This window comes from Kribbella kalugense, assembly GCF_004365875.1.
Taxonomy (GTDB): domain Bacteria; phylum Actinomycetota; class Actinomycetes; order Propionibacteriales; family Kribbellaceae; genus Kribbella; species Kribbella kalugense.
Window position 1 is genome coordinate 3,562,581 of the sequence record NZ_SODF01000001.1, and the last position, 23,933, is coordinate 3,586,513.

The following is a 23,933-nucleotide window of genomic DNA, read 5'->3' on the forward strand; positions in this document are numbered from 1 at the left end:
GAACATACCTTAGTTCGATAAAACTCGTACAACGGGTAGGGTGTGGTCATGCGAAACGTCAGCATGGGGAATCCCGACTCTCTGCCTGCTCCCCTACCGGAGCCGTCGGTCGAAGAGTTGCGGCTCGAGTCGGTGCTCGGCGCCCTGGCGGACCCCCTTCGGCTGACCATCGTGAGCCGGCTGCTGCTGGAGTCGGAGGCCTACGACCACACGTGCGGCTGGTTCGGGTTCGACCGCCCGAAGTCCTCGCTGACCCATCATTTCAAGGCATTACGCGAGGCGGGCCTGATCCGTCAGCGTCAGTACGGCCTCGAGCGACGCAGCCGGGTCCGCGACGACGACCTCAACGAGCGGTTCCCCGGGCTGCTGGAACTGGTTGCCGATTGGGCTTCTACAAAGCTGCCTCGTACGTCGTCAGCGTCTTGAGGAAGAGTTCGCGCTGCTCGTCGGTCAGTGGCTCGAGGGCCTGACGCCAGGCTCGCGCACTTCGGGCCAGCCAGCCGTCGATCGCGTCCCGGTGCGCATCGGCCAGCGAGACGATCGCGCGGCGCCGGTCGGCCGGGTCCTCGCCGCGGTCCAGGACGCCCTTCCGGCTGAGCTCGCCGACCATCAGGCTGACCGTGGCCGGCGTGACCTCCAGGCGTTCGGCCAGTTCGTTCACACCCAGTGGACCGTCGAACAGCAGGTATGCGAACAGCGACAGGTGCCGCGGTGCGAGGTTCATCCCGGCCAGCTCGTCGGGCACCTTCATCCGCTTCGTCCGTCCCACCATCCGCGGCATCAGCAGCAGCAACGTGCGGATGCTCTCGTCCACACTTGACATACCTTTGTCTCCAAAACTACTTTGCTTGCAAAGCTAAGTCACTTCGTCAGATCGAGGGTAGCCGGATGGACGTCAATCACGAGGTCATCGAGGAGTTCCGGGCGAACGGCGGTCGGGTCACCTCGGCGTACGGCGGGATGTTCAAAGATGCGGACCTGTTGCTGCTGACAACCACGGGCGCGCGATCCGGTCGAGCACACACCACGCCGGCCGCGTACGCCGAGGACGCCGGACGCCTGATCATCTTCGCGACCAACTCCGGCTTGCCGACGGCGCCCGCGTGGCTGCACAACGTCCGCCACAACCCGGTAGTCGTGGTCGAGGCCGGCGGCAACAAGTACGACGCGGTCGCGACTGAGATCACTGGTGCCGAACGGGATCGCCTGTACGCCGATCAGGCCGCGCGGATCCCCGCCTTCGCGGCGTACCAGCAGAACACCTCGCGGGTGATCCAGGTGGTCGCACTCACGCCGGCGAGAGTCGGCGCTGCGACCGCGCAACTGAAGGAGATCCATGCCGGGCTGCGCAAGCAGCTCGACGACACTCTGGTTGCAGTCGATGCCTACCTCGCCGGAGCTGGCGACGCACCGGAGCCGGTGAAGACTCTGGAGCAGCACTGCCTCACCTTCTGCGGCGCACTGCATGCCCACCATTCGCGCGAGGACGGGGTGTTCCCTCGGCTCGCCGCCGACTTCCCCGAACTCAAGCCGGCTCTCGACCAGCTGACGCGGGAGCACACGATAGTTGCCGCACTCAACTCGGAAATCACCGCGACGCTGGAACGTCTGACAACGGCACCAACCCGCGAGGTCGCGATGGAGCTCCGCGCCGACCTGGCTCGATTGGCTGCAGACCTAGAAGCCCACTACACCTACGAAGAAGCCCATCTGGGCCCGGCCCTCGACGCTATCGGGTAAGAACGGCGGCGAGCAGTCCCGCCAGCGCGATCGTTTGCAGGGCGGCGCGGGGCCAGATGACGCTGTCCCAGCGCTCCTGCAGCGCTCGGGTTTCCGGCGGCACCGTGTGGCCGGCCGCGGCGGCGCGCAACTGTTTGTTGATCGGTGCGCTGATGCGGCCGTAGATCGCAAGCCATACCAGGAGCGCGACCAACGCGATCGAGCCGGCAATCCGTGCTGTGGTTTGGTCGGTGGTCACGACGACGATCGCGGTGGCGATGACCGAGATCGCGCCGGGTATCGGTAGCCGGCGGTCGCCGTACTCATGGACCCGGCCAATCAAATCAGCCACGGAGGCGTCGGCGGCACCTGCGGCTGCGGGGCGCAGGATGAGCGCGGCGAAGACGTCGGTGCCATAGATGATGGCCGCGGTCGCGATGGCGACCAGGGCGGCAATTGTGCTCACGGTTTCTTCTTTTCGGTCGTTTTGGGGAGGGCCCGAGCGAGGCAGTCGGTCAGCGCGTCGTCGAGCAAGGCGTGCAACTCGGTGGGGTCGACGTCAACGCGACCCACGACCCTTAGGGCAATCAGCCCGTGGGCCGTGGCCCAGAGCTGCATTACGTGCGGCTCGGGCCGGCGGTCTCCGGCAGTGGTCAGCAGTCCGGTCAGGACGTCACCGATGGCTTGGCCTTCGGTCCACGTGTCAGTAGCCGGTACGCGTACGCCGCCCAGGCCGTACATCAGCTGGTACACGTCGGATTCGGCAAGGGCGAAGTCGAGATAGGCATGTCCGGCCCGCCGTACAGCTGCAGCCGCGTCGGCTGAAGGTTGGCCTGCGGCCGCCATCGCATCGTGCAGACGGGCGAACCCGTCGCGGACGAGGGCGAGGAGGATCTCGTCGCGGCCACCGAAGTACCGGTAGGCGAAGTTCGCGGAGTACTCGATCTCGTCGGCCAGGCGTCTCATCGTGACGGCGTCCCAGCCCTCACGCTTGGCCAGGTCGCGAGCCGCGGAGAGGATCGTCTCGCGCGCTGCGGCGCGTTCCCGCTCCCTTCGTTGCCGCGCGGGCGTGAGAGCGGGATCGTCAGCCGTCATTGACCGCCTGCCAGTTGGGCGAAGAATGCCTGCCCGTCCAGCTGATCCCAGTGCTCGACCGCCATACCGTCGACGACCCGCCAGATGTCCATGGAATGCATCACCACGCGGCGCCCGTTCGGCGGCAGCCCCATGAAAGGCCCCTGGAACGTGGCGTTGTAGGTGAACCGGCCAGCGACGCGATCCCCGTCGACCAGGACGTCGTCGAGGGTCACCTCGGTGTCCGGAAACGCGGCGAACCACTGCGTCCAGAACTCCCGGTTCGCTTCGCGCCCGTCCTCCACGAAAGCGTTGTGGTTGATGTAGTCCTCGACCACAAAGCCGTCGACCGCATCGGGGTCGTGACCGTTCATCAACTCAACGAAGGCATGCGCCACCGTAGTCATCGCTACTCCACTCAATTGGTTACGTTGTAACCAGAGTGTACGCCGTAACCAAACCTGTCAACTCAGATCCGCCGTGTACGCCGCCTGGAGCGCCTCGTCCCACGGCTCGGTCTCCGCGGCCAGGGAGTCCAGGACTGTCTCGGGCCGGGTTGCACCTGAGACCACCGACAGCACAGGTGACGACGCCAGGAGCGCGCGCAACTGCAGGCGTTGCAGTGACACCCCACGCTCGGCAGCCATGGCTGCCAGGTGTGCAGCGCCGGCGGAGTGTCGCAACGGCGAGTACGCGAAGAACGGCACGTCATTGGCTTCGCACCAGACGAGCACCTCGGCCGACTCCCGCCCCATCGCACTGTGCAGATTCTGTACGGCGTCGATGCGAGCGACTCGGGCCGCTCGCTCCAGCCCTGGTACGTCGACGTTGGACAGCCCGATCCTGGCCAACTTCCCCTCATCACGAAGCTCGGCGAGAACCGACGTACCCTCCTCCACCGGCTGCTCCGCGAGATCGACTCTGTGCAAGTAGTAGAGATCCAACTGCTCACCCCCGAACACCCGCAGACTGCCCTCGACGTCAGCCCGAATCCGCCCCGCACTGATATCCGCATCCCAGGTCGTCTCACCGATCCGCGAATGACCGCCCTTGGTCCCAACAATCACGCCAGTACCCCGAGCCGCCTCCGCTGCCAACTCCTCGCCGTACAACGGCACGTCAACCTGCGCATACGCCCGCGCCGTATCCAAAATCCCCACCCCAGCAGCAATCCCCGCCCGAACCGTAGCTAGATCCACCTCCCGATCCCGCCCCCCAAACGAAAACCCCGCCACCCCCAACGCCACCCGCCCAACAAGCCCCATCACATCTCCTCCGCTAGTCCTGTGGCTGGCCAATGGTAAGTGCAGAACAACGTTGTAGTGGGGCATTTACAGGGGGTTGAGGGGGTGCGAACATGAGGGCGCCCCTGGCGCCAACCGCCCCTGCGTGTCGGGTTCGAGCGTCGGTGACACACGTTCTCATCAGATCGGGCCGTGCCCGCTTCAGGATGGAGTGTCAGGTGACGTCACGAGTACGGCGTTCAGGTCGGTCGATAGTCGGGAAGCTTGCTGTCATCGCGGCGGTGAGTACGGCGGCTGCGATGACGACGGCCGCATCAGGCCAAGTGCCGACGGCCCAACCGGCGATCAAATCGGTCACGTCCGGAAATGCGCGCTTTCAGGTCCTGTCCCCGACCCTGATCCGGACCGAGTACGCGGACGACGGACATTTCGTCGACAGTTCGACGTTCAACGCGATCGGTCGTGGCGCGTTCCCCGAGCCCGCGTTCACGTCCAGCTCCGCCAACGGCGTCCTGACGATCACGACCAGCGCGCTGACCCTGAAGTACAAGGAGGGCTCCGGCGCGTTCGACGTACAGAATCTCTCGATACAACTGGCGGCCGGAGCATCCTCAACGGCCGCGACTCCATGGCAGCGCCTGACCTGCGGCGTCGGCGCTCTGTGTGAGGCAGAAGACCTGTCGTACAACGGTTTGTCGGTCGCGTCGGACCACACCGGCTACACCGGCTCGGGCTTCGTCGCCGGCTTCCAGAACGCGGGCAACGCGCTGACCGCGATGACGGAGGTGACCGCGGCAGGGACGTACCAGTTCGGCATCCGGTACGCCAACTCGGTCGGCGGCGACGGGCAGAACACGACCCGCACCCTCAGCGTCTCGGTCGACAGCGGAGCGAGCCAGACTCTGTCCCTGCCCACGACCGCGAGCTGGGACACCTGGGCAGTGGCGTCCGTCCCCGTGCAACTCGCCGCCGGCAAACACACCATCACAGCGACCCGGACCAGCAACGACTCCGGCAACGTCAACGTCGACAGCGCCGCAGTGACGAACCAAGGCGCCGCATATCCCGCAGCCTCGGCGAGAGCGATCCCAGCCTGCGGGTACGGCGTGAGTTGCGAGGCGGAGTCCGGTCGCGCAACAGGCAGCGGGATCGTGGCCACCGACCACCCCGGGTACTCCGGCCCCGGGTTCGTCGCAGAGCTCAACCAAGGCTCGAGCCTCTCAGAGCGGATCGTCAACGTCCCGTCCGACGGCACCTACGCCCTCAATGTCCGCTACGCCAACGGCGTCGGCGGCGATCAACTCCACCAGACGCGGACCGCGGTGGTCACAGCCAACGGCACGCAGCAGACCCTGAGCTTCCCGGTGACGAACGACTGGGACACCTGGGGTACCGCGTCAGTGCCGATCGCACTCAAAGCCGGCACGAACGACGTCTCTCTCACCTGTCCGGACGCAACAAGCTGCCACGTGAACGCCGACACCATCTCCGCGTCGCCGACCGGTTCGGCCGCCCCTCAACCGCATCTGGCGCTCGGTGGATACCGTCGCAGCCTGGACGGGGTGAACGGCGACAACGGCGTACCGCCGACCACACCGGGCCTGCTGCACAAGGACGGCTGGTACCTCCTCGACGACACGCAGTCCGCGCTTTACGACCCCGCGAGCCACGCAGTCACCCCACGCCCGAGCCACGCCGGCCAGTCGTACCAGGACGGCTATGTGTTCGGCTACGGCCACAACTACAAACAGGGCCTCTCCGATCTGGCGACACTGACCGGCCCGCCCCAACTGCTACCAAGCTGGGCCTACGGCGTCTGGTACTCCGAGTACATCGACCGCACCGCCGCCGACTACGAGAACACCATCGTCCCCAGGTTCCGGTCCGAGGGCGTACCGCTGGACGTCCTGGTCACCGACACCGACTTCAAGTCCCCCAACACCTGGAGCGGTTGGCAGATCGACACGGCGAAGTTCCCTGACCCCACGGCGTTCTTCAACTGGTCGCACTCCCAAGGCCTGCACAACACGCTCAACATCCACCCGAGCATCCTCGCCTCCGACCCGGCGTACGCCCAGGCCCAAGCCACCGCAGGGAACGCGTTGCACCAGGGCGGCTGCGCTCCGGCCGCTGCGGGTGGTGGACCGTGCTACACCTTCGACTGGGGCGATCCCAACCAGCTCAAGGCCTATCTCGACCTGCATCAGCGGATGAACCAGCAGGGCAACGACTTCTGGTGGCTGGACTGGTGCTGCGACTCGACACAGTCCTCACTCGCCGGTGTGACGCCGGATGCCTGGATCAACCAGCAGTACGCCACCAACTCCGCCCAGGCCGGCCGCAGTGGTTTCGTGATCTCGCGCGCGTACGGCTCGCTGCAGTCCGGCTCCTACAGCGGGTACGCCGGTCTGCCGACCGGACCGTGGGCGGACAAGCGCAGTACGATCCACTTCACCGGCGACACGTCGTCGACCTGGTCGACCCTCAAGGTCGAAGTCGGCTCCACGTCCGCCGAGTCCGTCGCCACCGGGATGTCCGCGATCAGCCACGACATCGGCGGCCACAACGACACCACCAACCTGCCGGGCTCCGAGACGTACCAGTCCGGCGGCGTGGCGAAGCAGACCACCAAGCTGCCCGACGACATGTACGCGCGCTGGATCCAGTTCGGCACCTTCCAACCGATCGACCGCCTGCACAGCAACCACAGCGATCGACTGCCCTGGCAGTACGGCGCCGCCGCGAAGGCGTCCGCGGTGAAGTTCCTCAACCTGCGCGAGAACCTGGTCCCGTACACGTACTCCGCTGCCCAGCAGGCGAACGCGACGGGCGTCCCGATCGTGCGTCCGACGTACGTCGACTATCCCGAGGAGGCTGCGGCCTACACAACCGCCGCTAGCGAGTACCTCTACGGCCCCAACATGCTGGTCGCGCCGGTCACCACACCCGGCACCACGACCACCACATCAGTCTGGTTCCCGCCAGGCCAATGGACCGACTACTTCACCGGCCAGGTCTACGCCGGCGGCACCACCGCCAACATCACCAACGGCCTCGACACCATGCCAGTCTTCGTCAAAGCCGGCAGCATCGTCCCAAGTGTCAACGCAGTTCGGTGAGTTGGACCAGGGCCTTGGCGTCGGTGGTGGCGTGTTGGGCGAGTTCGGTGAAGAAGTGGGCTACGTGGTTGGTGGTCAGGTGGAGCCGGAAGGCGTCGGTGTTGGTATAGATCTCGTAGAGGTAGAACGCGCCGGGTTCCTCGACATCGCGGAAGGAACGGAATTCAAGGCATCCTGGCTCCTGTCGGACGGCCGCCGTGAGTGTTGTGATGGCGGCGGCGAGCTGGTCCTCGTGGCCGGGGACTGCTCGGATGATCGCTACCATCGGCCGCTCTCCCGGCGGGAGGTCGTCGCGGACGTGGGGCATGTACTCCCGGCTCACGGGACCATCACCCGCGTCCCCGGCAGCACCAGTCGTACGTCGATCTCCGGCGCGAGGCGCGCGACCGCATCCGCGTAGTGCCGTGGGTCGTGGTCGCCTTTGGTGATCATCTGGTCGCCGAGCCGGCCGCTGTGGAAGGCGTAGTGATGCGGCACGGCCAGCGTGGGCTTGAGGACCGCGGTCAGGTTCGCCGCTTCCTCGGCGTCCATCACAACCTGCCGCAGATTCATCGGCCGGATACACAGACCGTTGGTCGGCAGGATGGCCAGGTCGATCTTCCCGAACCGTTCCGGAATGGCGTCCTGCTCCGGGATGCGCAGCGAGTCGGCGCCGAAGAAGACCGCACGTCCTCCGCCCTCGATCACGAACGTGACCTCGTGTACGCCGTGCGCGGCCGGGGTCGCGGTCACAGTCACATCTCCGACGCGCGCCGCTTCCCATGCCTCGATGGTGCGTACGTCGCGGAAGCCCTTGCTGCTGGCAACAGCTGCGACAGTCCCGGGACCGATCAGCGGTACGTCGAGATCGAAGCCGCCGGCAACCAACCCGTCGAGATCGCAGTGGTCGTAGTGCTCATGACTGACCACGACCGCGTCGATGCGCCCGAGCTCCGCGACGGTCGACGCCACGCGCTCGCCCTGGTAGTACGTCGCGGTCTGCGTGAACCACGGGTCGGCGAGGATGCGCGTCTCACCGATCTCGATCAACTGGCAGGCGTGCCCGATCCGGGTCACCGTCAACGGCGTGTTCATCGGTTGCCAAGGTCAAGGATTGCGCCGAGCAGTTCCTCGGGCGTCTCGACCTGCGGTAGGTGCCCGGTGCGGGGCAGCAGGGTGTACGTCGACAGCGGGATCGCGGCGGCATAAGCCTTGCCGTACTCGGGGTCCGCGATCCGGTCGCTCTCACCCCACAGCACGTGAACGGGAATGTCGATCCCACCGAGTCGCCCGGCCAGCGTCGAGTCCGACATGCTCGGCCCGGCGTACCCGATCAAAGCCATCACGTCCGGGCTCGGCCCGGTGCCGCCGGCGCTCCGCGGCACCGGCGCCTTGCTGGCATCGTGGAAGGAGAACGACTGGATCTCGACCGGCGACATGCCGCTGACATCGGTCAACGGATGTCCCTCGACCTCGACGCCGATTCCGTCGATGATCACCACGCCACTGACCCGGGGGCTGTGCTGCAGCGCGATCTCGGCCGCGAGCCAGCCGCCGAAGGAGTTGCCGATCACCGTCACGTCGGTGAGGTCCAGCTGGTCCAGCATCGCGACGTACGCCGAGGCCAGCGCGACGACCGTGGTCAGCCCGTCGGCCTTCGGCGTACCCCCGAAGCCGGGGTGGGTCGGCAGCAGCACGCGGGAGTGGGTGCGCTCGGCGAGCAGATCGGCGAAGCCGGCCATCGTCAGCACACCGCCGCCTCCGTGCAGCAGCAGGAACGGCCGGGTGCGGTCGCGATCCTGCAGCGTGATGTCGGCTGAACCCACCTGAAGGGTGGAGGTCTGGGTGGGCCGGAGGCTTCCGGCCGGGATCGGAGTGCTCATCGTTCCTTCTCTCTAGTTGCTTATATCAGGAACCTTAGATCAGGTTCCTGATATAAGCAACCTGTCTTTGCGCTAGGCTGTCAGGCATGAAGCACAAGGCCACAGACGTCGCGCTTGCGGTCAAGCGTCTGCAGTACCGTCATCACCGCGCACTCAGCCGCGCGCTCGCCCCACTCGGGCTGTCGCTCGTTCAGTGGGACACGCTGCGGCATTTGCACCGCCGGCCGGACGCTTCTCTGCATGACCTGGCGGTGCTGACGTTCCAGACCGACCAGTCCTTCGGTTCGCTGGCCGTCCGGATGGCCGACCGCGGGCTGATCGAACGCGTGCCGGGTCCGGGCCGCGCCGTGAAGCACCAGCTCACCGAAGAAGGCGCGCGGCTCCGCGCGGAAGGCCAGGCAGCCGTGGACGGCGTGATCGCCTCGTCGTTCCACGACCTGTCCGCTGCCCAACTCGACCAGCTGGGCGACCTACTCGACGCGGCTCTCGGGCCCGACCCAACCGCCTAGCGGCAGCTCATTCGCGGTCGAGTTCGTGCAGGTTGGTCTTGGCGAGCTCGACGATTTCGTCCGCGCCGCCGGACAGGATGGTCCTGGTCGCGTACAGGGTGAAACCCTTCAGCTGACCGTAGGTGAGCTTGGGCGGCAGCGAGAGCTCGTGCCGGGCGGTACGGACGTCGACCAGCGCCGGGCCGTCGTGCTCGAACGCGGCGCGCAGTGCTCCCTCGAGCTCGTCCGCCTTCTCCACTCGCGCGCCGAAGAGCCCGGCCGCGGTCGCGATGCCGGCGAAGTCCGGGTTGGTCAGATCGGTGCCGTAGGTGACGATGCCGGCTGCCTTCATCTCGAGCTCGACGAACGACAGGGCCGTGTTGTTGAAGACGACGACCTTCACCGGCAACTGCTGCTGCCGCAGCGTGAGCAGTTCGCCGAGCAGCATCGCGAGTCCGCCGTCGCCGGACAGCGCGACGACCTGCCGATCCCGCTGACTCGCTTGCGCACCGATCGCGTGCGGCAGCGCGTTGGCCATGCTGCCGTGGTTGAACGAGCCGATCAGCCGGCGCTGACCGTTCATCCGCAGGTAGCGTGCGGCCCAGATGCACGGCGTACCCACGTCTGCCGTGAACACCGCATCCTCGGCAGCCAGTCGATCGATGGTGGCCGCGACGAACTGTGGGTGCAGCCCCGAATCTCCGTGGCCCGGCTTCGCCAGGTGGTCCAGACGGGAACGCGCTCGGCGGTAGTGCGCCGTCATCCGGTCCAGATGCGTCGCGTCGGCCTTCTCCTCGAGCAGCGGCAGCAACGCGTCGACCGTGTCCCGGACCGTACCCACCAGCGGGACCTGGACGGGGACCCGCCGGCCGATGCGTTCGCCCCGTACGTCGACCTGGATGACCGGGACGCCTTCGGGATAGAACGGACGGTACGGGAAGTCGGTGCCGAGCATCACCAGTACGTCGCAATGCTCCATCGCCCGGTAGCCCGAGCTGAACCCGATCAGTCCGGTCATGCCGACGTCGTACGGGTTGTCGTACTCGACGAGGTCCTTGCCACGGAACGCATGCACGACCGGCGCCTTCAACGCCGCGGCGAGTCCGATCAGCTGGTCGTGAGCGCCGGCGCAACCCGCGCCGGCCAGGATGGTTACGCGCTCCGCCCCGTTCAGCACCTCCGCGGCCGCGGCCAGCGACTCGTCGTCAGGACGAACGATCGAGCGCAGCGGCCGGGCCGCAACGGCTCCGGTGGCCGCCGCGCCGTCGGTCAGGAAGAACTCGCCAGGGATGACGACGACCCCGACTCCCCCGCGCTGCAACGCCGCACGCATCGCCATCTCGACCAGCCGCGGTACCTGCTCGGGTACGGCGGCCAACTCGCAGTACACACTGCACTCGCGGAACAGTTCCTGCGGATGGGTCTCCTGGAAGTACCCGCCGCCGATCTCCTCGGCCGGGATCTGGGCCGCGATCGCGAGCACCGGAACGCCGCTCCGGTTGGCGTCGAACAGTCCGTTGATCAGGTGCAGGTTGCCCGGCCCGCAGCTCCCGGCGCAGACCGCCAGCTCACCGGTAACGGCGGCCTCCCCGGCCGCGGCGAACGCGGCGGCCTCCTCGTGCCGGACGTGCTCCCAGGCGATCCCGCCGTCGCGACGCAGCGCATCGGTGAACCCGTTCAACGAGTCCCCGGGGATGCCGTAGATCCGGCGAACCCCGGACTCCTTCAGCATCGAAACCACCGCATCAGCCACTGTGCCGGCCATCAGCTGCTCCTCTGGAAGTGCCGTCAGCTCGACTCTGCGTCGTCGCCCGAGTACCCCGCGGCCTCCAGCAGCCGCCGCAGCCCGACCACTGCTTCGATCTCGGTGTCCTTGTGCGCCGGCAGGTCGAAGAACCCGGTCTCGCCGCCGACCGTCACCTCGACCTTGCCGTCGTGGCGACGCTCCACAGTCCCCACCGCCTCCAGCAACGACACCACGTCATGCCACTCGATGTTGTGGCTGACCGGGTGCTGGAACAGCTTCTGCAGCGTGTTCCGGTGGTGACTTCCGAGGTGCTCAGCTCCAGGGGTCGACGTCATATCGTCAGCGTACGCTCGCTCCATCCGACTGGGAGGGACCCCAATGAACGCTCTGCAGAAGTTTTCGCTCGAGGGGAAAGTTGCGCTCGTGACCGGTGGTAGCCGGGGGCTTGGGCGGGCGATGGCCGAGGCGCTCGGCGACGCCGGTGCGTCGGTGGCGGTCACGGCGCGGACGCTCGCTTCGGCCGAGGCAGCCGCTCAGGAGTTGAGTGCGCTCGGCATCCGTGCGTACGGCGTACAGCTCGAGGTGTCTGATGTCGAGGATGTCGAGCGAGCGGTCGAGCAGGTGAGCAGCGAGTTCGGTGAGATCGACGTGTTGCTCAACAACGCCGGTATCGGTGTCGCCGGGCGGGCGTTCGAGACGCCTGATAGCGCCTGGCACGAGGTGTTCTCGGTGAACGTCGACGGCCTTTGGTACTGCAGTCGTGCGGTCGCCCGGCGGATGGCGGAGCGGGGTGGGGGCACGATCGTCAACGTCGGTTCGATGTCGGCCGAGATCGTCAACCAGCCGCGCTGGCAGGCGTCGTACCTGTCGTCGAAGGCCGCCGTCCATCAGTTGACGAAGGCGTTGGCGGCCGAGTGGGCGCCGCACGGGATCCGGGTGAACGCGATGGCGCCGGGGTACTTCCTGACCGAGATGTCGCCCGTTGACCAGCCGGAGTTCAAACAGTGGTGCGTCGATCCGGCCGCGATGAAGCGGTACGGGTTGCCGCCGGAGTTGGGGCCGGTGGCAATCTTCCTGGCCAGCGAAGCGTCAAGTTTCATGACCGGCTCTATCGTCAAGGTCGACGGCGGCTTCACACTGTTCTGAAAGGGGTCTGATGGTAACCATAGGGATCGTCGGGGCCGGACTGCGCGGACGGCTGTTCGCCGAGGCTCTGCGAGGACAGCCGGACGTCACCGTCGTCGGCCTCGCGGAGCCCTCGGCGCGGGTTGCCGAGGAGGCTCGCGACGCCACCGGTCTTCCAGTCACCTCGTCGCACCTCGAGTTGCTCGAGAAGCTCGATCCGGACGCGGTGATCGTCGCGACTCCTGACTTCGCCCATCGCCAGATTGCGGTCGACGCGGCCAAGGCCGGGAAGCATCTGCTGATCGAGAAGCCGGTCGCGACCAACCTGGACGACGCCCACGCGATTGCCGCGGCGGTTCATCGTGCGGGCGTTCGATGCCTTGTCGGCTTCGAGAACCGCTGGAATCCGCATGTGGTGCAGGCCAAAGCCGCGATGGCGACCGTTGGCGACCCGATCACAGCGTCAGCCACTCTGAGCAATTCGTACTTCGTGCCGACCACGATGCTGTCGTGGGCAGGGAAGTCGTCTCCGGCCTGGTTCCTCATGCCGCACACCCTCGACCTCCTGCTCTGGCTCACCGGCCGCAAGCCCGTGTCGGTGAGTGCAGTCGGATCTCGCGGCGTCCTTGCCAAGCGCGGCATCGACACCTGGGACGTCGTACATGCCCTGATCAGCTTCGACGACGGATCGACCGCGACGCTCTCGTCGGCGTGGACGCTCCCGGATGCCGGTGACGGGATCGTCGACTTCCGGTTCCAGGTGATCGGCACCGAGGGGTCGGTGACCGCGGACCTGTCGCATCAGGGTTTGACCGTTGTCAGCGACAAGTATCGGTCGGCGTGGCCGGTCTCCGGTCGGATCGGGCGATCACAGGTCGGGCCGGCGGTGTGGATGGTTCAGGACTTCGCGGCAGGGCTTGTCGATGGGGGCGAACTCGGGCCCGACATCGACCACGGCGTACTCGTCACGGAGATCATCTGCGCGATCGAGGACTCCATCACCACCGGACAGACAGTCAAACTAGGAGACCCTGGCGTCGGCATGCAGAGCTAGACCGTCCTGAGACGCAACGTCCGCGCGGAACCAGCCGCCCGCATCGACGGTGTACGTCGGCCCCGAGCAACTCCCCGCGGAATAGTCGCCGTGGAACACGTCGCAGTACACGCCCGCCGGCAGGCTGGTCTGGAAGCTGCGGCCGGTGAGGGCGGAGCTTTCGTCGTTCAGGATGAGGTAGCCCTTGTCGCCGCGGCCGAAGGCGATCGCGTCGTTGCCGTTGTCCCACCAGTTGGTGACGGCGGTCCCCTTGACCGCGTTGTGGAAACCGACCATGTTCGCGATCACCGGCCAGGCGTGCTCACAGCGCCAGCCGTTGGTGAAGCAGGTGCTGTTCGCCGTCTGGCCGTTGCTGTTCGACGGCGGACCCTGGTCGCTCGAGCTGAACTCGTAACTCGACATCACCGTCGGAGTCCCGTAGGTCCAGGCCAGCATGAATGCATTCGCCATCGCGTAGCGACCGTTGTCCCGGAAGGTCAGAACGCCAGTACCCCGCTGGGTGTCGTGGTTGTCGGTGAACACGACGGCGCGATCCGACGGCAGCGGTGACGCGAAGGTGTGCAGATAGGCGAGCTTCTCGGTGTTGAAGATCTTGGCGAGATCCTTGCCGTAGCGGAACTCGAGTACGTCGCCGTTGCCGAGGTACTCGTCCGGGGTGATCGGCTCCCCGTCGCCGTAGATCACCTCTTGGTACAGGTACGCCGACCTTGACAGCCGGGACTTGATCGCGGCGATGTCCTCGGCCGGCATGTGCTTGGACGCGTCCAGCCGGAAGCCGTCGACCCCGATCGACAACAGGTCGTTCAGGTACGCCGCGATCCGGTCGCGCACGTAGTCAGTGCCGGTCGCCAGGTCCGCGAGGTCGACCAGTTCGCAGTTCTGCACTTCGTAGCGGTCGCCGTAGTTGACGATGTCGTCGTTGCCGTTCCGGCCGCAGTGGTGGAAGTCCTGGTTCTGATAGATGCCTGGGTAGTCGTAGTGGCTGTACGACGACCCGTCGCTCCCCAGCCCACCGGACGATCCACCGGTCATGTGGTTGATCACGGCATCGACGTACACCTTGATGCCGGCGTTGTGGCAACTGTTGACCATGGCAACGAACTCGGCGCGGGTGCCACGCCGGGTCTGGTCGATCTTGTAGCTCACTGGCTGATAGTCCTGCCACCACGGGTATCCGGCGGCCGGTAGGACGACGTGCTCCTGCGGCGGCGAGACCTGGACAGCGCCGTACCCCTTCGGGCCGAGCTCCCGTCCGCATTCCTGCGCGACCGAGTTCCAGTTCCACTCGAACAGCTGGACGATGACGTCACGCTGGCCCGGCGGTGCGGCCTCCGCGGGCTGAACACCCGGCACCACCAACGCAAGCCCCACCAGGAGAAGCAGTACTTTCCGAAGCATGAGGCTCCCTCGTCCGCCGGAGCTCCATCCAACCACCACCCCCACCACCCCGCCACGCGACGCGTGCCCCGCCGACCAGAGCTATAGCTGATGCGCCCTCGATCGAGTCTCGTCGTTCATCGGGAAGAAGCATTCGATCCGCAGCTCCTGCAGTGTGACGTCCTGCGGTGTACCGAGCGTGGTCACGGTGGAGAAGTAGTCGAACCGCTGGTCGCCGTGTGCGTACCGGATCGGGACGATCGGCAGCACGGGCGTGGCCACGTCAAGCGACCGCAGCGAAGCGGGCACCCCGGGGTAGTCCAGCACTTCGGCGAGGATTCGCTGGGCGCGCTCATCGGTGACACCGCCGATCGCCTCCCGACGGACGCGCCGGACCAGCGCTTCGGCGACCTCCGGCCAGTTCGTCACATTCCGTCGTACGCCGTCGGGGTGGAACATCCGGCGAAGGACGTTCGGTGGGCCGGGGGGTGTCGTGGACCGGTCGTCCTGAAGGAAGGCGAAGAACCGGCGGGCGGCGGCGTTGGTGTGCTGGATGTCCCAGTGGCGATCCATCACGAGGGCCGGGAACGGCTCCTGCTGGGCGAGAATCGTGTCGAGTGCATCGCGAACTGCGGTCAGTTCGGGTGCGTCCAGTTCGGACTCCGCGTACTCGGGTGAGAAGCCGGCGCTGAGCAACAGCGTGTTGCGTTCGCGCAGAGGTACGTCGAGAACCTCGGCCAGCTTGAGAACCATGGCACGACTCGGATTGGCCCGACCGGTCTCGAGGAAGCACAGGTGCCGGATCGACACCGCTGCCTCCGTGGCCAGAGCCAGCTGACTCAGCCGCCGTGCGCCGCGCCAGTGTTTCAGCAGTTGCCCGATGTCAGACACTACTCGAGTATCTCGCAGTCCAGGCGTGCGGCCGGAGGACGTCTTCCAGGGGCGGCCGGGCGACGTTCGCGGCATAGTTGGTCATCGTCGAGATCGCTATCCCAGTGATTGCCTCAAGCAACTGCTCCTCGGTGAAGCCGGCCTCGAGGAATGCCTCCACGTCCTTGTCGTCGAGGTGCCCGCGCTGGTCGATCAGCGTGCGGGTGAGCGCCGAGAGTGCCGCCATCCGCGGGTCGTCGGGTAGCTCTCCACGACGCACCGCCTCGACCACGACCGGCTCGACGCCGTCCGCGACTGCCTCCAGAGAGTGGAACGCCACCGCCCATTCGCTGCCGTTGGCAACGGCATTGGACAGCAGGAGAACCTGCCGTTCGTCCGGGCCGAACGAGCCCTCACCCCGGAACTGCGCGAACGCGGAGAAGAAGGAGTTCAGCAACACCGGCGAGTTCGCCATCACGCCCGCGGCGCCGGGCACAAACCCGAACGCCCCTTGCAACGCCCCGAGCGGCTCCCTCACAGCCTCCGAAGCGGTCTCAACAGTCTGAATCTCGTAACTGGTCATGCATCGAAGTCTGCGGCGGGCGCTGAACCAGAACAATTCCCTCGAAGGTAAATGCCTTGCCACGTGCGTAGTGCTAATTTAGCAACATGAAACCGGCTCAGCCGAATCAGTCGTTGATTGATGGGCTGGCATGCCTGCAGGCCCTGGCAGCGCACGCTCAGCCGGTCGGATCGCGGGAGCTGGGACGGATGCTCGGGCTGGAGCCGACGCGGGTCAACCGACTGCTGAAGACGCTGGCGTTCGTCGGGCTTGCTCAGCAGAACGAGCAGCGCAAGTACCTTCCCGGGCCGGCGATCCACGTGCTGGCCGCGCAGAGCATGCGCGGCTCGGGCCTGATCCGACGCGCCCTTGGGCCGCTCGAATCGCTCTTCGACCTGGACCTGCAAGTTGCCATGGGCGTGCTCTGGGACGACCAGGTCTGCTACCTGTACCACCACAGTCCGGGCGAGAGCGCCGGCGCTGGCCTAGGCCGCGAACCGCTCTACCCCGCGGCCTCTTCCGGCCTCGGGCAGGTGCTGCTCGCAGAGTGGCCCGAGGAGCAGGTCCGAGAGCTCTTCACGGACGAACACCGCCGTCGCATCGACCCATCGCAGAAGCCCGTCTCGCTGAACGAGCTGTTGAAGCAACTGGCTCAGGTACGCGAGCAGGGCTATGCCCTGACCCAGACGCGCGAGTCGAGCAAGGTGCGTACCCTCGGCGTCGCACTCAAAGGCGACAACGCCGCGATCGGTGTTGCCGGTCGTTTCGCCGATCGCGACGTAGCGCGCATCCACGAGCGGGTCGCTGAGACAGCTCGCCAGATCTCCACTCAACGGTGATGCTAAGGTAGCACCAGTCTGGTGCTATCAGTGCACCGCTGGGAAGGACGACATGAGGGACATCAGCGGCGTCTTACCGCGGCTGGCGGTCAAGGCGGATCACATTCCTCGTAGCGAGACCGGGATCGGGGCGTTGATGCCGTGGGCCGATCGACTCTGGATGATCACGTACGTCGCGCACACCCGGCGTACCGGAGGTGGTACCGGGTTGTTCTCGATCGATGACGACCTGGAGATCACGAAGCATCCCGCCAGCGTCGTCGGCACGTACGCGAACCGCCTGGTCCACAAGGAGAGCAACCAGCTCTTCATCGGACCGCACGTGATCGATGTCGACGGCAACGTCAAGACGATCGAGGCGTTGGTCGATGTCCGTCTCACCGCGACCGCACGGCACCTCACCGACGAGGCCGGCAAGGTCTACATGCTCGGGATGGAGGGTGAGTTCTTCGAGGTCGACGTACACACACTCGAGGTCACGCAGCTCTACAACCTTCTGGACGAGCTCGATGTCCACGACTACCCGCACTTCAAGGACATGTACACCCGCCACGGTCGCGTGGTCGTGGTGAACAATTCGTACTACGACAAGGACTTCCTGGCCGGCCACAGCGACGGACGCCTGGCCGAATGGGACGGCACAACCTGGAACGTTCTCGCCAGGACGCAGTTCAACACCATTGGTAGCGCCAACGGCATGGGTCCCGGTCTGTACGCCGTTGGTCAGGACAGGGCCTCGGCGTTGTTCCACGTGTACCTCCCGGACACGGGATGGAAGGTCTACCGACTGCCCAAGTCGACCCACACCCAGGACCACGCGTTCACCACCGAGTGGCCGCGGATTCGCGAGGTGGAATCCGAGCGCCTGCTGATGGACGCCAGCGGGATGTTCTACGAGCTGCCGTCACTCACGTACGCCAACGCCGTCTGGGGAATCCGGCCGATCGCGTCCCATCTGCGCATCGTCGGCGACTTCTGCTCCTGGAACGGGCTCCTGGTCATGGCCGGCGATCAGACGACACCGATCGGCGACGCCAATCCCGTCGCCGGCCAACCGCAGGCGAACCTGTGGTTCGGCAAGACCGACGACCTGTGGCAATGGGGCAAACCGCAGGGCTGGGGCGGCCCGTGGTGGGAGACGTCGGTCGAGGCCGGAGTACCGTCCGATCCCTACTTGATGACCGGCTTCGAGCACAAGTGTCTGCACCTCAGCCACGACGCGGACACCGACGTGCAGTTCGATCTCGAGGTCGACTTCATGGGAACCGGCGCCTTCCGCCGCTACCGCACCATCACCGTCGAAGCCGGCGGCTACGAGGCCTTCGTCTTCCCCACCGGCTTCAGCGCCCACTGGTTCCGCATCGTCCCATCCGGCCCCTGCGAGGCCACAGCACAACTCGTTTATACGTAGTGGACATCGGTCAGGCGCTTGTTGGACTCTTGTTCGCATGAGCCTCCGCGCCCCGCGCCCTTCTGAGGAGTGGTCGGTCTATCTCACGCCCGGTCCGGCGCATCGGCGGCTTGGACTTTTCTGCCTTGGCGCGGGTGAGGAGCGGAACCCGCCGAGACCCAGCCCGGAGCGTGCGCTTGGTTGCCATGCCGCGGTGTTGCTCCGGGCCGGGCACGGCGAGCTCCTGCACGGTCCGAGTCGCCGGCTGACCAAGGTTCAGGCCCCGGCGGTGCTCTGGCTGTTCCCGGGTGTTCTGCACGGCTATCGACCTGCCGGGTCGGGCTGGACGCAGTCCTGGATTCTCTTCGACGGTCCCGCCACCGCGGCGTACGCCGCACTCGGCAACCTCGATCCCGAATCGCCGGTGCTGCCGCTCGATGCCCGTTCCGGAGATCGGCATCGCGTCGAGCAGACGTTCGGCCGGGTGCTCGACCTGTGCCGGCAGCCGCACCCGGCGGTCGACGTACGTGCCGTCCCGGCTCTGCACGAGCTGCTCATCGACGCCGGTCTAGCGGCAGCCACCACCGGCCCGGACGACGCCGACCTGGTCGAACGCCTGCGCGACGACGCCTGTACGCCGACGTCCGTACCAGGTCATGCCGCCCGGCTCGGCATCTCGGTCGCCCAACTCCGAGCCGCCACCAGGAACGTGTCCGGCCTGAACCCGCAGGAGTTCCTCCTCGCAGTCCGACTGAATCAGGCCAAGGCTCTACTCACCGGATCCACCCTCACCGTCGCCGCTATCGCACACCGCACCGGCTACGACGACCCGGCGTACTTCAGCCGACTCTTCACCAACCGCGTCGGCCTGCCTCCCAGCGAATTCCGCCGCAGCGGCACAGTCACCCACAGCGTTCAATGACGGAGGTTGTTCGACATGGATAGTGCATTAGCTGTGCGGGCGCTGGATGAGAGCACCTGGGCGGCGTTTGCTGAGCTGGTTGAGGCGAACAACGGAGTGTGGGGTGGGTGCTGGTGTGTGGGCTTTCATGTGAAGCTCGGGAAGGGGCGGACCGCGGCGCAGAACCGGGCCGAGAAGGAGCAGCGGGTCCGCGACGGCGAGACGCATGCGGCGCTCGTGTTCGACGGCGACCGGTGTCTGGGCTGGTGTCAGTTCGGCTCGCCGGACGAGCTGCCGGAGATCAAGAGCCGTCGCCTGTACGAGAAGGGTCTGACAACGCTGCCCGACTGGCGGATCACTTGTTTCTTCACCGGCAAGGGTCTGCGCGGGCGCGGTGTCGCGGACGCCGCTCTGGGTGGAGCGATTGCGGAGATCTCTCGACTAGGGGGCGGTGTCGTCGAGGGTTATCCGGAGGAGACCGACGACCGGAAGGTGTCAGGCTCGTTCCTGCACACGGGTCCGATGGCCGCCTTCGAGAAGCACGGCTTCACCCGGACCCGGCCGATCTCCCCGCACCGCTGGGTCGTCACCCGCACCGTGGCCTAGGCCTGCGGCGGCTGAATCCCGTAGTCGTGGATCTTGCGATAGATCGTGGCGCGAGACATCCCCAGCGACTTGGCCGCACGACCCTTGTGACCTTCGTTCGCGATCAAGCTGCGGATGATCGCGTCGCGTTCGAGCGCCTCCAACTGACTCAGGCTCCGGCGGCTGATCACCTGGGCGCGAGCCGGCAGGTCGGCCGGACTGATCACGCCGGTACGACGACGCCGTACGACGACCTGCTTGAGCATCTGGCACAACTCGGTGGTGTTGCCGGGCCAGGCCGAGCGCATCAGCTGCTGCATCGTGTCCGGCCCGCAGGTCAGCTCGCCGTGACTCAGCTGGTTGAGGAAGTACGGGACCAGCTCGCGGACGTCCTCGATGTGATGCCTTAATGGTGGCACCTCGATGGTCAGCGGGAACAACGACAACAACTCACCGAGGTCGGTCGTGTCGGAGTACTCGCCGGTGAAGGTGAGCGCGATCCACGGCGGCTCGGCCGGTCGGCGTTCAAGGACGTCGTACAGCGCCTCGAGGGTGGCGTCCACACCGTCCGCGTCGAGGCGCTCGACATGCCGGATGACCAGGGCCTGGAGCGAATCGTCGCCCAGCTCCTCCTTCAACTCGGCGGCGAGACCGTCACCCACCCGGGCCGCGTCGACGACGTGGAACAGGCCCGCGGGATTGTTCTGATGGTGTGCCGCGCGGGCCAGAGCGACCTTGCCGACACCTCGCTCGCCGGTCAGCACGACCCATTGGCCGGCGCGGCACGCGTTGTCCACCTCACGACTGCTGCCGAGCCACGGCGCGCTGCGACCGACGAGGCCGGGCAGAACCGGGCGCTGCGGCGGGCGATGACCGGAGGCCGGCCGACTGATGTCCAGGCCGGCGGAGTGCGGGCTGACCTGGATGATCCCCGCGCCGCCGTGTCTGACATCGCCACCGGACTCGACCGGACGGCACATGATCCGAACCCAGGCGCCGGTGGGCAGCTCGGCCACGATCGCCTCGGTCGTACCGCGGGCCAGGATCTCGGCCGCATACCCGAGCACCGCACGCTGGTCCGCCGCGTCGAGCGACCGGCCGGCCCGCGCGTTCATCAGCAGCAGGTCGTCGTCGACCGCGATCACCATGTCGCTCAGCCGGCGCGAACTCTGCAGATAGGCCTGCAGCAGTGCGACCTCGCGGGCGGAGCTGTCCTTGAGCAGCGCGACCCGGATGTTCTCCGCGGTGGTCTTCGCGAGTGCCATCAGCAGCGAGCCCGCGTCCTTGCGCCAGCAGGTGAGATCGATGGCGCCGATCGTCTTGCCGTTCACCGGGTGCTTGATCGGTACGCCGGCACAGGCGAGATCTTCCAGGTCCTCGGCGTAGTGCTCGTGACCGAACACGTGCATCGGTCCGCCGCCCTCGAGCGCGGTCCCGATCCCGTTCGTGCCGGCGAACTCCTCGGCATAGCTGAAGCCCGGTGCCAGCGAGACCTTGTCGAGGTGACGGGCCAGCTGGGTGTCGGCGGTCAGCCGCTGCAGGACCATGCCGGTCCGGTCGGTGAGGATCACGCTGATCGGCTGGCCGTCGAGGTTCTCGTGCAGCTGCTGCAGGACAGGCCGCGCGCTGCGGGTCAGCGGCAGGTCGAGGTCGGGATCGGCGACGTACGGCAAGGTGATCCGGTCGGCGGGAAGTTTCCAGCGCCGCGACCGCACCCAGGAGGCGAGGATCGGCGGCCGGACATCCTGCTGCCTGACCGGATCGAGAGTGAGGAAATTCAGCCGGGCCGTAGCGGCTCGCCGGTTGTCCTCCATCGAAGGTGCGAGTTCGTCCACTCTGCCCCCTGACGCCGGGTGGTATGTCTCCGAGACTAGTGCAGTCAGCCACAAGCAGCGTCTCAGAATGAGACAACCATCCGGCCCCAACGGGCTTCTGATGCGAGCAAACGCTCAGGAGGTTCCGATGGACAACGATGTCTCCCAGAACGACGACCCTCAGCACGAGACGTACAACCCCTGGACCGTGGTCCATCTGGTCTTCGAGCATCTCGCCGACGCCGGTCTGCATCCGGTCCTCGGCGCCACCGGACACCCCGGTGAGCCGGCCGCCGAACTCCTGCGCTGCTTGGGTATTCGGCCCGATCCGCAGGGTGATCACCGGATCGCGCAGCAGAAGGAGAGCCAGCTCGCGGAGCTGCGCGAGGCCTTCTTCGGCGAGCCGTGAAGCGCTTCTCAATTTGAGACCTCACCCCGCTCCGGGCGGCGATGTACTGCAGGAACACAGCCGGCTACATGAGCGGGAGGAGTGCCATGAGTCGCCAGAGTGTGGCCAAGGCCCACCAGAAGATCCAAGAGTTGTCATGGGAACCGGCGTACCACGAGCCGGTCTCCCAGTACGGGACGGACTACACGTTCCGGAAAGCGCAGAAGAAGGACCCCCTGAAGCAGGTCCTGCGCTCGTACTTCCCGATGCAGGAAGAGAAGGACCACCGGGTGTACGGCGCGTCGGACGGCGCGATCCGCGGGAACATGTTCCGCCAGGTTCAGGAACGCTGGCTGGAATGGCAGAAGCTGTTCCTGAGCATCATCCCGCTGCCGGAGATCTCGGCCGCGCGGGCGATGCCGCTGCTGTTCCGGACCGTGCCGAACCCCGAGCTGCACAACGGGCAGGCCATCCAGATGATCGACGAGGTCAGGCACTCGACGATCCAGCAGAACCTCAAGCGTTTGTACATGAACAACTACATCGACCCGGCAGGCTTCAACTCCAGCCTGCGGAACTTCCAGAGCGACTACTGCGGCACCATCGGCCGCCAGTTCGCCGAGGGGTTCATCACCGGTGACGCGATCACCGCGGCCAGCATCTACCTGACCATCGTGGCCGAGACGGCGTTCACGAACACGCTGTTCGTCGCGATGCCGGCCGAGGCCGCCGCGAACGGCGACTACCTGCTGCCGACGGTGTTCCACTCGGTCCAGTCCGACGAGTCCCGGCACATCAGCAACGGGTACGCGACGCTGCTGATGGCGCTCGCCGACGAGGACAACCACCAGCTGCTCGCCCGCGATCTGCGGTACGCCTGGTGGAACAACCACCGCGTCGTCGACGCCGCGATCGGCACCTTCATCGAGTACGGCACCAAGGACCGCCGCAAGGACCGCGAGAGCTACGCGGAGATGTGGCGCCGCTGGATCTACGACGACTACTACCGCAGCTACCTGGTGCCGCTGGAGAAGTACGGCCTCGAGATCCCGCACGACCTGATCGAGGAGTCCTGGAACCAGATCTGGAACAAGGGCTACGTGCACGAGGTCGCGCAGTTCTTCGCCACCGGCTGGCTCGCCAACTACTGGCGGATCGACCCGATGACGGACAAGGACTTCGAGTGGTTCGAGTACAAGTACCCGGGCTGGTACGACAAGTACGGCGCCTGGTGGGAGAACTACAACCGGCTGTCGATGCCGAACGGGCACAAGCCGATCGTGTTCGAGGACGTCGACTACGAGTACCCGCACCGCTGCTGGACCTGCATGGTGCCGTGCCTCGTCCGTGAGGACATGGTGATGGCCAAGGTCGACGGTCAGTGGCGCACGTACTGCCACGAGATGTGCAAGTGGACCGACGAGACCGCTTTCCGGCCGACGTACCAGGGCCGGCAGACGCCGAACATGGGCAAGCTGATCGGTCACCGCGAGTGGGAGACGCTGTACCACGGCTGGAACTGGGCCGACGTGGTCTCGGACATGGGCTTCGTCCGCGACGACGGCAAGACGATGGTGGCGCAGCCGCACCTCGACCTGAACCCGGACAAGATGTGGACCCTCGATCACCTGCGTAAGTGCCCGCCGCTGGCGAGCCCGAACGTGCTGCTGAACGAGATGTCGGATGCCGAGCGGACCGCGTTCGCGGCTCGCTACGTCAAGGGTGGCCCGGCCGGACGACCCGCGCCTGCCGACGCCTAAATCCCATGGGTGGCA

26 protein-coding genes are annotated in these 23,933 nt (G+C 66.5%); 12 read left to right on the plus strand and 14 right to left on the minus strand.

The window, feature by feature from the left end; genetic code table 11:
* Positions 1-48 precede the first annotated feature (48 nt).
* Positions 49-426 (plus strand): ArsR/SmtB family transcription factor, encoded by a 378-nt coding sequence (locus tag EV650_RS16635; protein WP_134119649.1) that lies wholly within the window; start codon positions 49-51, stop codon positions 424-426.
* Here EV650_RS16635 and EV650_RS16640 read toward each other — a convergent pair.
* Positions 392-823, minus strand: coding sequence for a MarR family winged helix-turn-helix transcriptional regulator (locus EV650_RS16640; RefSeq protein ID WP_134119650.1), 432 nt, complete (start codon positions 821-823; stop codon positions 392-394). The genes EV650_RS16635 and EV650_RS16640 overlap by 35 nt on opposite strands.
* Before the next feature lie 65 nt (positions 824-888).
* On the opposite strand from EV650_RS16640, the gene EV650_RS16645 reads away from it, so the two are divergent.
* On the plus strand, positions 889-1,740 hold the full coding sequence (locus EV650_RS16645) for a nitroreductase/quinone reductase family protein (RefSeq protein ID WP_134119651.1): 852 nt from the start codon (positions 889-891) through the stop codon (positions 1,738-1,740).
* Here EV650_RS16645 and EV650_RS16650 read toward each other — a convergent pair.
* From EV650_RS16650 to EV650_RS16665, 4 genes are read right to left on the minus strand one after another with little or no spacing between them, the layout of a single operon-like run.
* Positions 1,730-2,185 (minus strand): DUF1772 domain-containing protein, encoded by a 456-nt coding sequence (locus EV650_RS16650; protein ID WP_202874561.1) that lies wholly within the window; start codon positions 2,183-2,185, stop codon positions 1,730-1,732. The genes EV650_RS16645 and EV650_RS16650 overlap by 11 nt on opposite strands.
* Positions 2,182-2,814, minus strand: coding sequence for a TetR/AcrR family transcriptional regulator (locus EV650_RS16655; RefSeq protein WP_134119653.1), 633 nt, complete (start codon positions 2,812-2,814; stop codon positions 2,182-2,184). The genes EV650_RS16650 and EV650_RS16655 overlap by 4 nt, the downstream gene beginning before the upstream one ends.
* A complete protein-coding gene (locus EV650_RS16660; protein ID WP_134119654.1) occupies positions 2,811-3,200 on the minus strand; it encodes an ester cyclase in 390 nt (129 codons plus the stop codon). Before EV650_RS16660 ends, EV650_RS16655 begins: the two co-directional genes overlap by 4 nt.
* Before the next feature lie 57 nt (positions 3,201-3,257).
* Positions 3,258-4,124, minus strand: a complete 867-nt coding sequence (locus tag EV650_RS16665; RefSeq protein ID WP_134119655.1) for an aldo/keto reductase — start codon at positions 4,122-4,124, stop codon at positions 3,258-3,260.
* Between the two features lie 131 nt (positions 4,125-4,255).
* Between EV650_RS16665 and EV650_RS16670 the strand changes: the two genes are divergently transcribed.
* Entirely contained in the window at positions 4,256-7,156 is a 2,901-nt protein-coding gene (locus EV650_RS16670) for a TIM-barrel domain-containing protein (protein WP_202874562.1), read from the plus strand.
* On the opposite strand, the gene EV650_RS16675 is transcribed toward EV650_RS16670, so the two are convergent.
* Genes EV650_RS16675 through EV650_RS16685 form a run of 3 tightly spaced genes read right to left on the minus strand, consistent with a single transcriptional unit; the run spans position 7,140 to position 9,018 of the window.
* Positions 7,140-7,478 carry a putative quinol monooxygenase gene (locus EV650_RS16675; protein ID WP_202874563.1) on the minus strand — a complete coding sequence of 113 codons (339 nt, stop codon included), beginning with the start codon at positions 7,476-7,478 and terminating at the stop codon, positions 7,140-7,142. The genes EV650_RS16670 and EV650_RS16675 overlap by 17 nt on opposite strands.
* Positions 7,475-8,230: an MBL fold metallo-hydrolase gene (locus tag EV650_RS16680; protein ID WP_134119656.1), complete on the minus strand. Its 756-nt coding sequence runs from the start codon at positions 8,228-8,230 to the stop codon at positions 7,475-7,477. Before EV650_RS16680 ends, EV650_RS16675 begins: the two co-directional genes overlap by 4 nt.
* Positions 8,227-9,018: an alpha/beta fold hydrolase gene (locus EV650_RS16685; RefSeq protein ID WP_134119657.1), complete on the minus strand. Its 792-nt coding sequence runs from the start codon at positions 9,016-9,018 to the stop codon at positions 8,227-8,229. The genes EV650_RS16680 and EV650_RS16685 overlap by 4 nt, the downstream gene beginning before the upstream one ends.
* Positions 9,019-9,104: 86 nt before the next feature.
* Here EV650_RS16685 and EV650_RS16690 point away from each other — a divergent pair, with 86 nt between their 5' ends.
* A complete protein-coding gene (locus EV650_RS16690; RefSeq protein WP_134119658.1) occupies positions 9,105-9,527 on the plus strand; it encodes a MarR family winged helix-turn-helix transcriptional regulator in 423 nt (140 codons plus the stop codon).
* A 7-nt stretch (positions 9,528-9,534) separates the two neighbouring features.
* On the opposite strand, the gene poxB is transcribed toward EV650_RS16690, so the two are convergent.
* Together poxB and EV650_RS16700 are read right to left on the minus strand one after the other, a co-directional pair.
* Positions 9,535-11,271, minus strand: coding sequence for a ubiquinone-dependent pyruvate dehydrogenase (gene poxB / locus EV650_RS16695; RefSeq protein ID WP_134119659.1), 1,737 nt, complete (start codon positions 11,269-11,271; stop codon positions 9,535-9,537).
* Positions 11,272-11,294: 23 nt separating this feature from the next.
* Complete coding sequence (locus tag EV650_RS16700) at positions 11,295-11,588, minus strand: hypothetical protein (protein ID WP_134119660.1); 294 nt, start codon at positions 11,586-11,588, stop codon at positions 11,295-11,297.
* A gap of 43 nt (positions 11,589-11,631) precedes the next feature.
* On the opposite strand from EV650_RS16700, the gene EV650_RS16705 reads away from it, so the two are divergent.
* Positions 11,632-12,399, plus strand: coding sequence for an SDR family NAD(P)-dependent oxidoreductase (locus tag EV650_RS16705; protein WP_134119661.1), 768 nt, complete (start codon positions 11,632-11,634; stop codon positions 12,397-12,399).
* Between the two features lie 10 nt (positions 12,400-12,409).
* On the plus strand, positions 12,410-13,432 hold the full coding sequence (locus EV650_RS16710; protein WP_134119662.1) for a Gfo/Idh/MocA family protein: 1,023 nt from the start codon (positions 12,410-12,412) through the stop codon (positions 13,430-13,432).
* On the opposite strand, the gene EV650_RS16715 is transcribed toward EV650_RS16710, so the two are convergent.
* The 3 genes from EV650_RS16715 to EV650_RS16725 all read right to left on the minus strand — a co-directional run bounded on the left by EV650_RS16715 (position 13,400) and on the right by EV650_RS16725 (position 16,262).
* A complete protein-coding gene (locus tag EV650_RS16715; protein WP_134119663.1) occupies positions 13,400-14,830 on the minus strand; it encodes an alpha-amylase in 1,431 nt (476 codons plus the stop codon). The two genes, EV650_RS16710 and EV650_RS16715, sit on opposite strands and share 33 nt — an antisense overlap.
* Before the next feature lie 81 nt (positions 14,831-14,911).
* Positions 14,912-15,700 (minus strand): helix-turn-helix domain-containing protein, encoded by a 789-nt coding sequence (locus tag EV650_RS16720; RefSeq protein ID WP_134119664.1) that lies wholly within the window; start codon positions 15,698-15,700, stop codon positions 14,912-14,914.
* Complete coding sequence (locus EV650_RS16725; protein WP_134119665.1) at positions 15,693-16,262, minus strand: carboxymuconolactone decarboxylase family protein; 570 nt, start codon at positions 16,260-16,262, stop codon at positions 15,693-15,695. Before EV650_RS16725 ends, EV650_RS16720 begins: the two co-directional genes overlap by 8 nt.
* 86 nt (positions 16,263-16,348) lie before the next feature.
* Between EV650_RS16725 and EV650_RS16730 the strand changes: the two genes are divergently transcribed.
* From EV650_RS16730 to EV650_RS16745, 4 genes are read left to right on the plus strand one after another with little or no spacing between them, the layout of a single operon-like run.
* Positions 16,349-17,080, plus strand: a complete 732-nt coding sequence (locus EV650_RS16730) for an IclR family transcriptional regulator (RefSeq protein ID WP_134119666.1) — start codon at positions 16,349-16,351, stop codon at positions 17,078-17,080.
* Between the two features lie 52 nt (positions 17,081-17,132).
* The gene (locus EV650_RS16735; protein ID WP_134119667.1) at positions 17,133-18,491 is read left to right on the plus strand and encodes a hypothetical protein; all 1,359 of its coding nucleotides are present in this window, start codon (positions 17,133-17,135) and stop codon (positions 18,489-18,491) included.
* A gap of 37 nt (positions 18,492-18,528) precedes the next feature.
* A complete protein-coding gene (locus EV650_RS16740; RefSeq protein WP_134119668.1) occupies positions 18,529-19,392 on the plus strand; it encodes a helix-turn-helix domain-containing protein in 864 nt (287 codons plus the stop codon).
* Between the two features lie 15 nt (positions 19,393-19,407).
* Positions 19,408-19,977 (plus strand): GNAT family N-acetyltransferase, encoded by a 570-nt coding sequence (locus EV650_RS16745; protein ID WP_134119669.1) that lies wholly within the window; start codon positions 19,408-19,410, stop codon positions 19,975-19,977.
* On the opposite strand, the gene EV650_RS16750 is transcribed toward EV650_RS16745, so the two are convergent.
* The gene (locus EV650_RS16750) at positions 19,974-21,791 is read right to left on the minus strand and encodes a sigma-54-dependent Fis family transcriptional regulator (RefSeq protein WP_202874564.1); all 1,818 of its coding nucleotides are present in this window, start codon (positions 21,789-21,791) and stop codon (positions 19,974-19,976) included. The genes EV650_RS16745 and EV650_RS16750 overlap by 4 nt on opposite strands.
* A gap of 127 nt (positions 21,792-21,918) precedes the next feature.
* Between EV650_RS16750 and EV650_RS16755 the strand changes: the two genes are divergently transcribed.
* Together EV650_RS16755 and EV650_RS16760 are read left to right on the plus strand one after the other, a co-directional pair.
* The gene (locus EV650_RS16755) at positions 21,919-22,179 is read left to right on the plus strand and encodes a hypothetical protein (RefSeq protein ID WP_134119670.1); all 261 of its coding nucleotides are present in this window, start codon (positions 21,919-21,921) and stop codon (positions 22,177-22,179) included.
* An 86-nt stretch (positions 22,180-22,265) separates the two neighbouring features.
* Positions 22,266-23,918 (plus strand): ferritin family protein, encoded by a 1,653-nt coding sequence (locus EV650_RS16760; RefSeq protein WP_134119671.1) that lies wholly within the window; start codon positions 22,266-22,268, stop codon positions 23,916-23,918.
* Positions 23,919-23,933 lie beyond the last annotated feature (15 nt).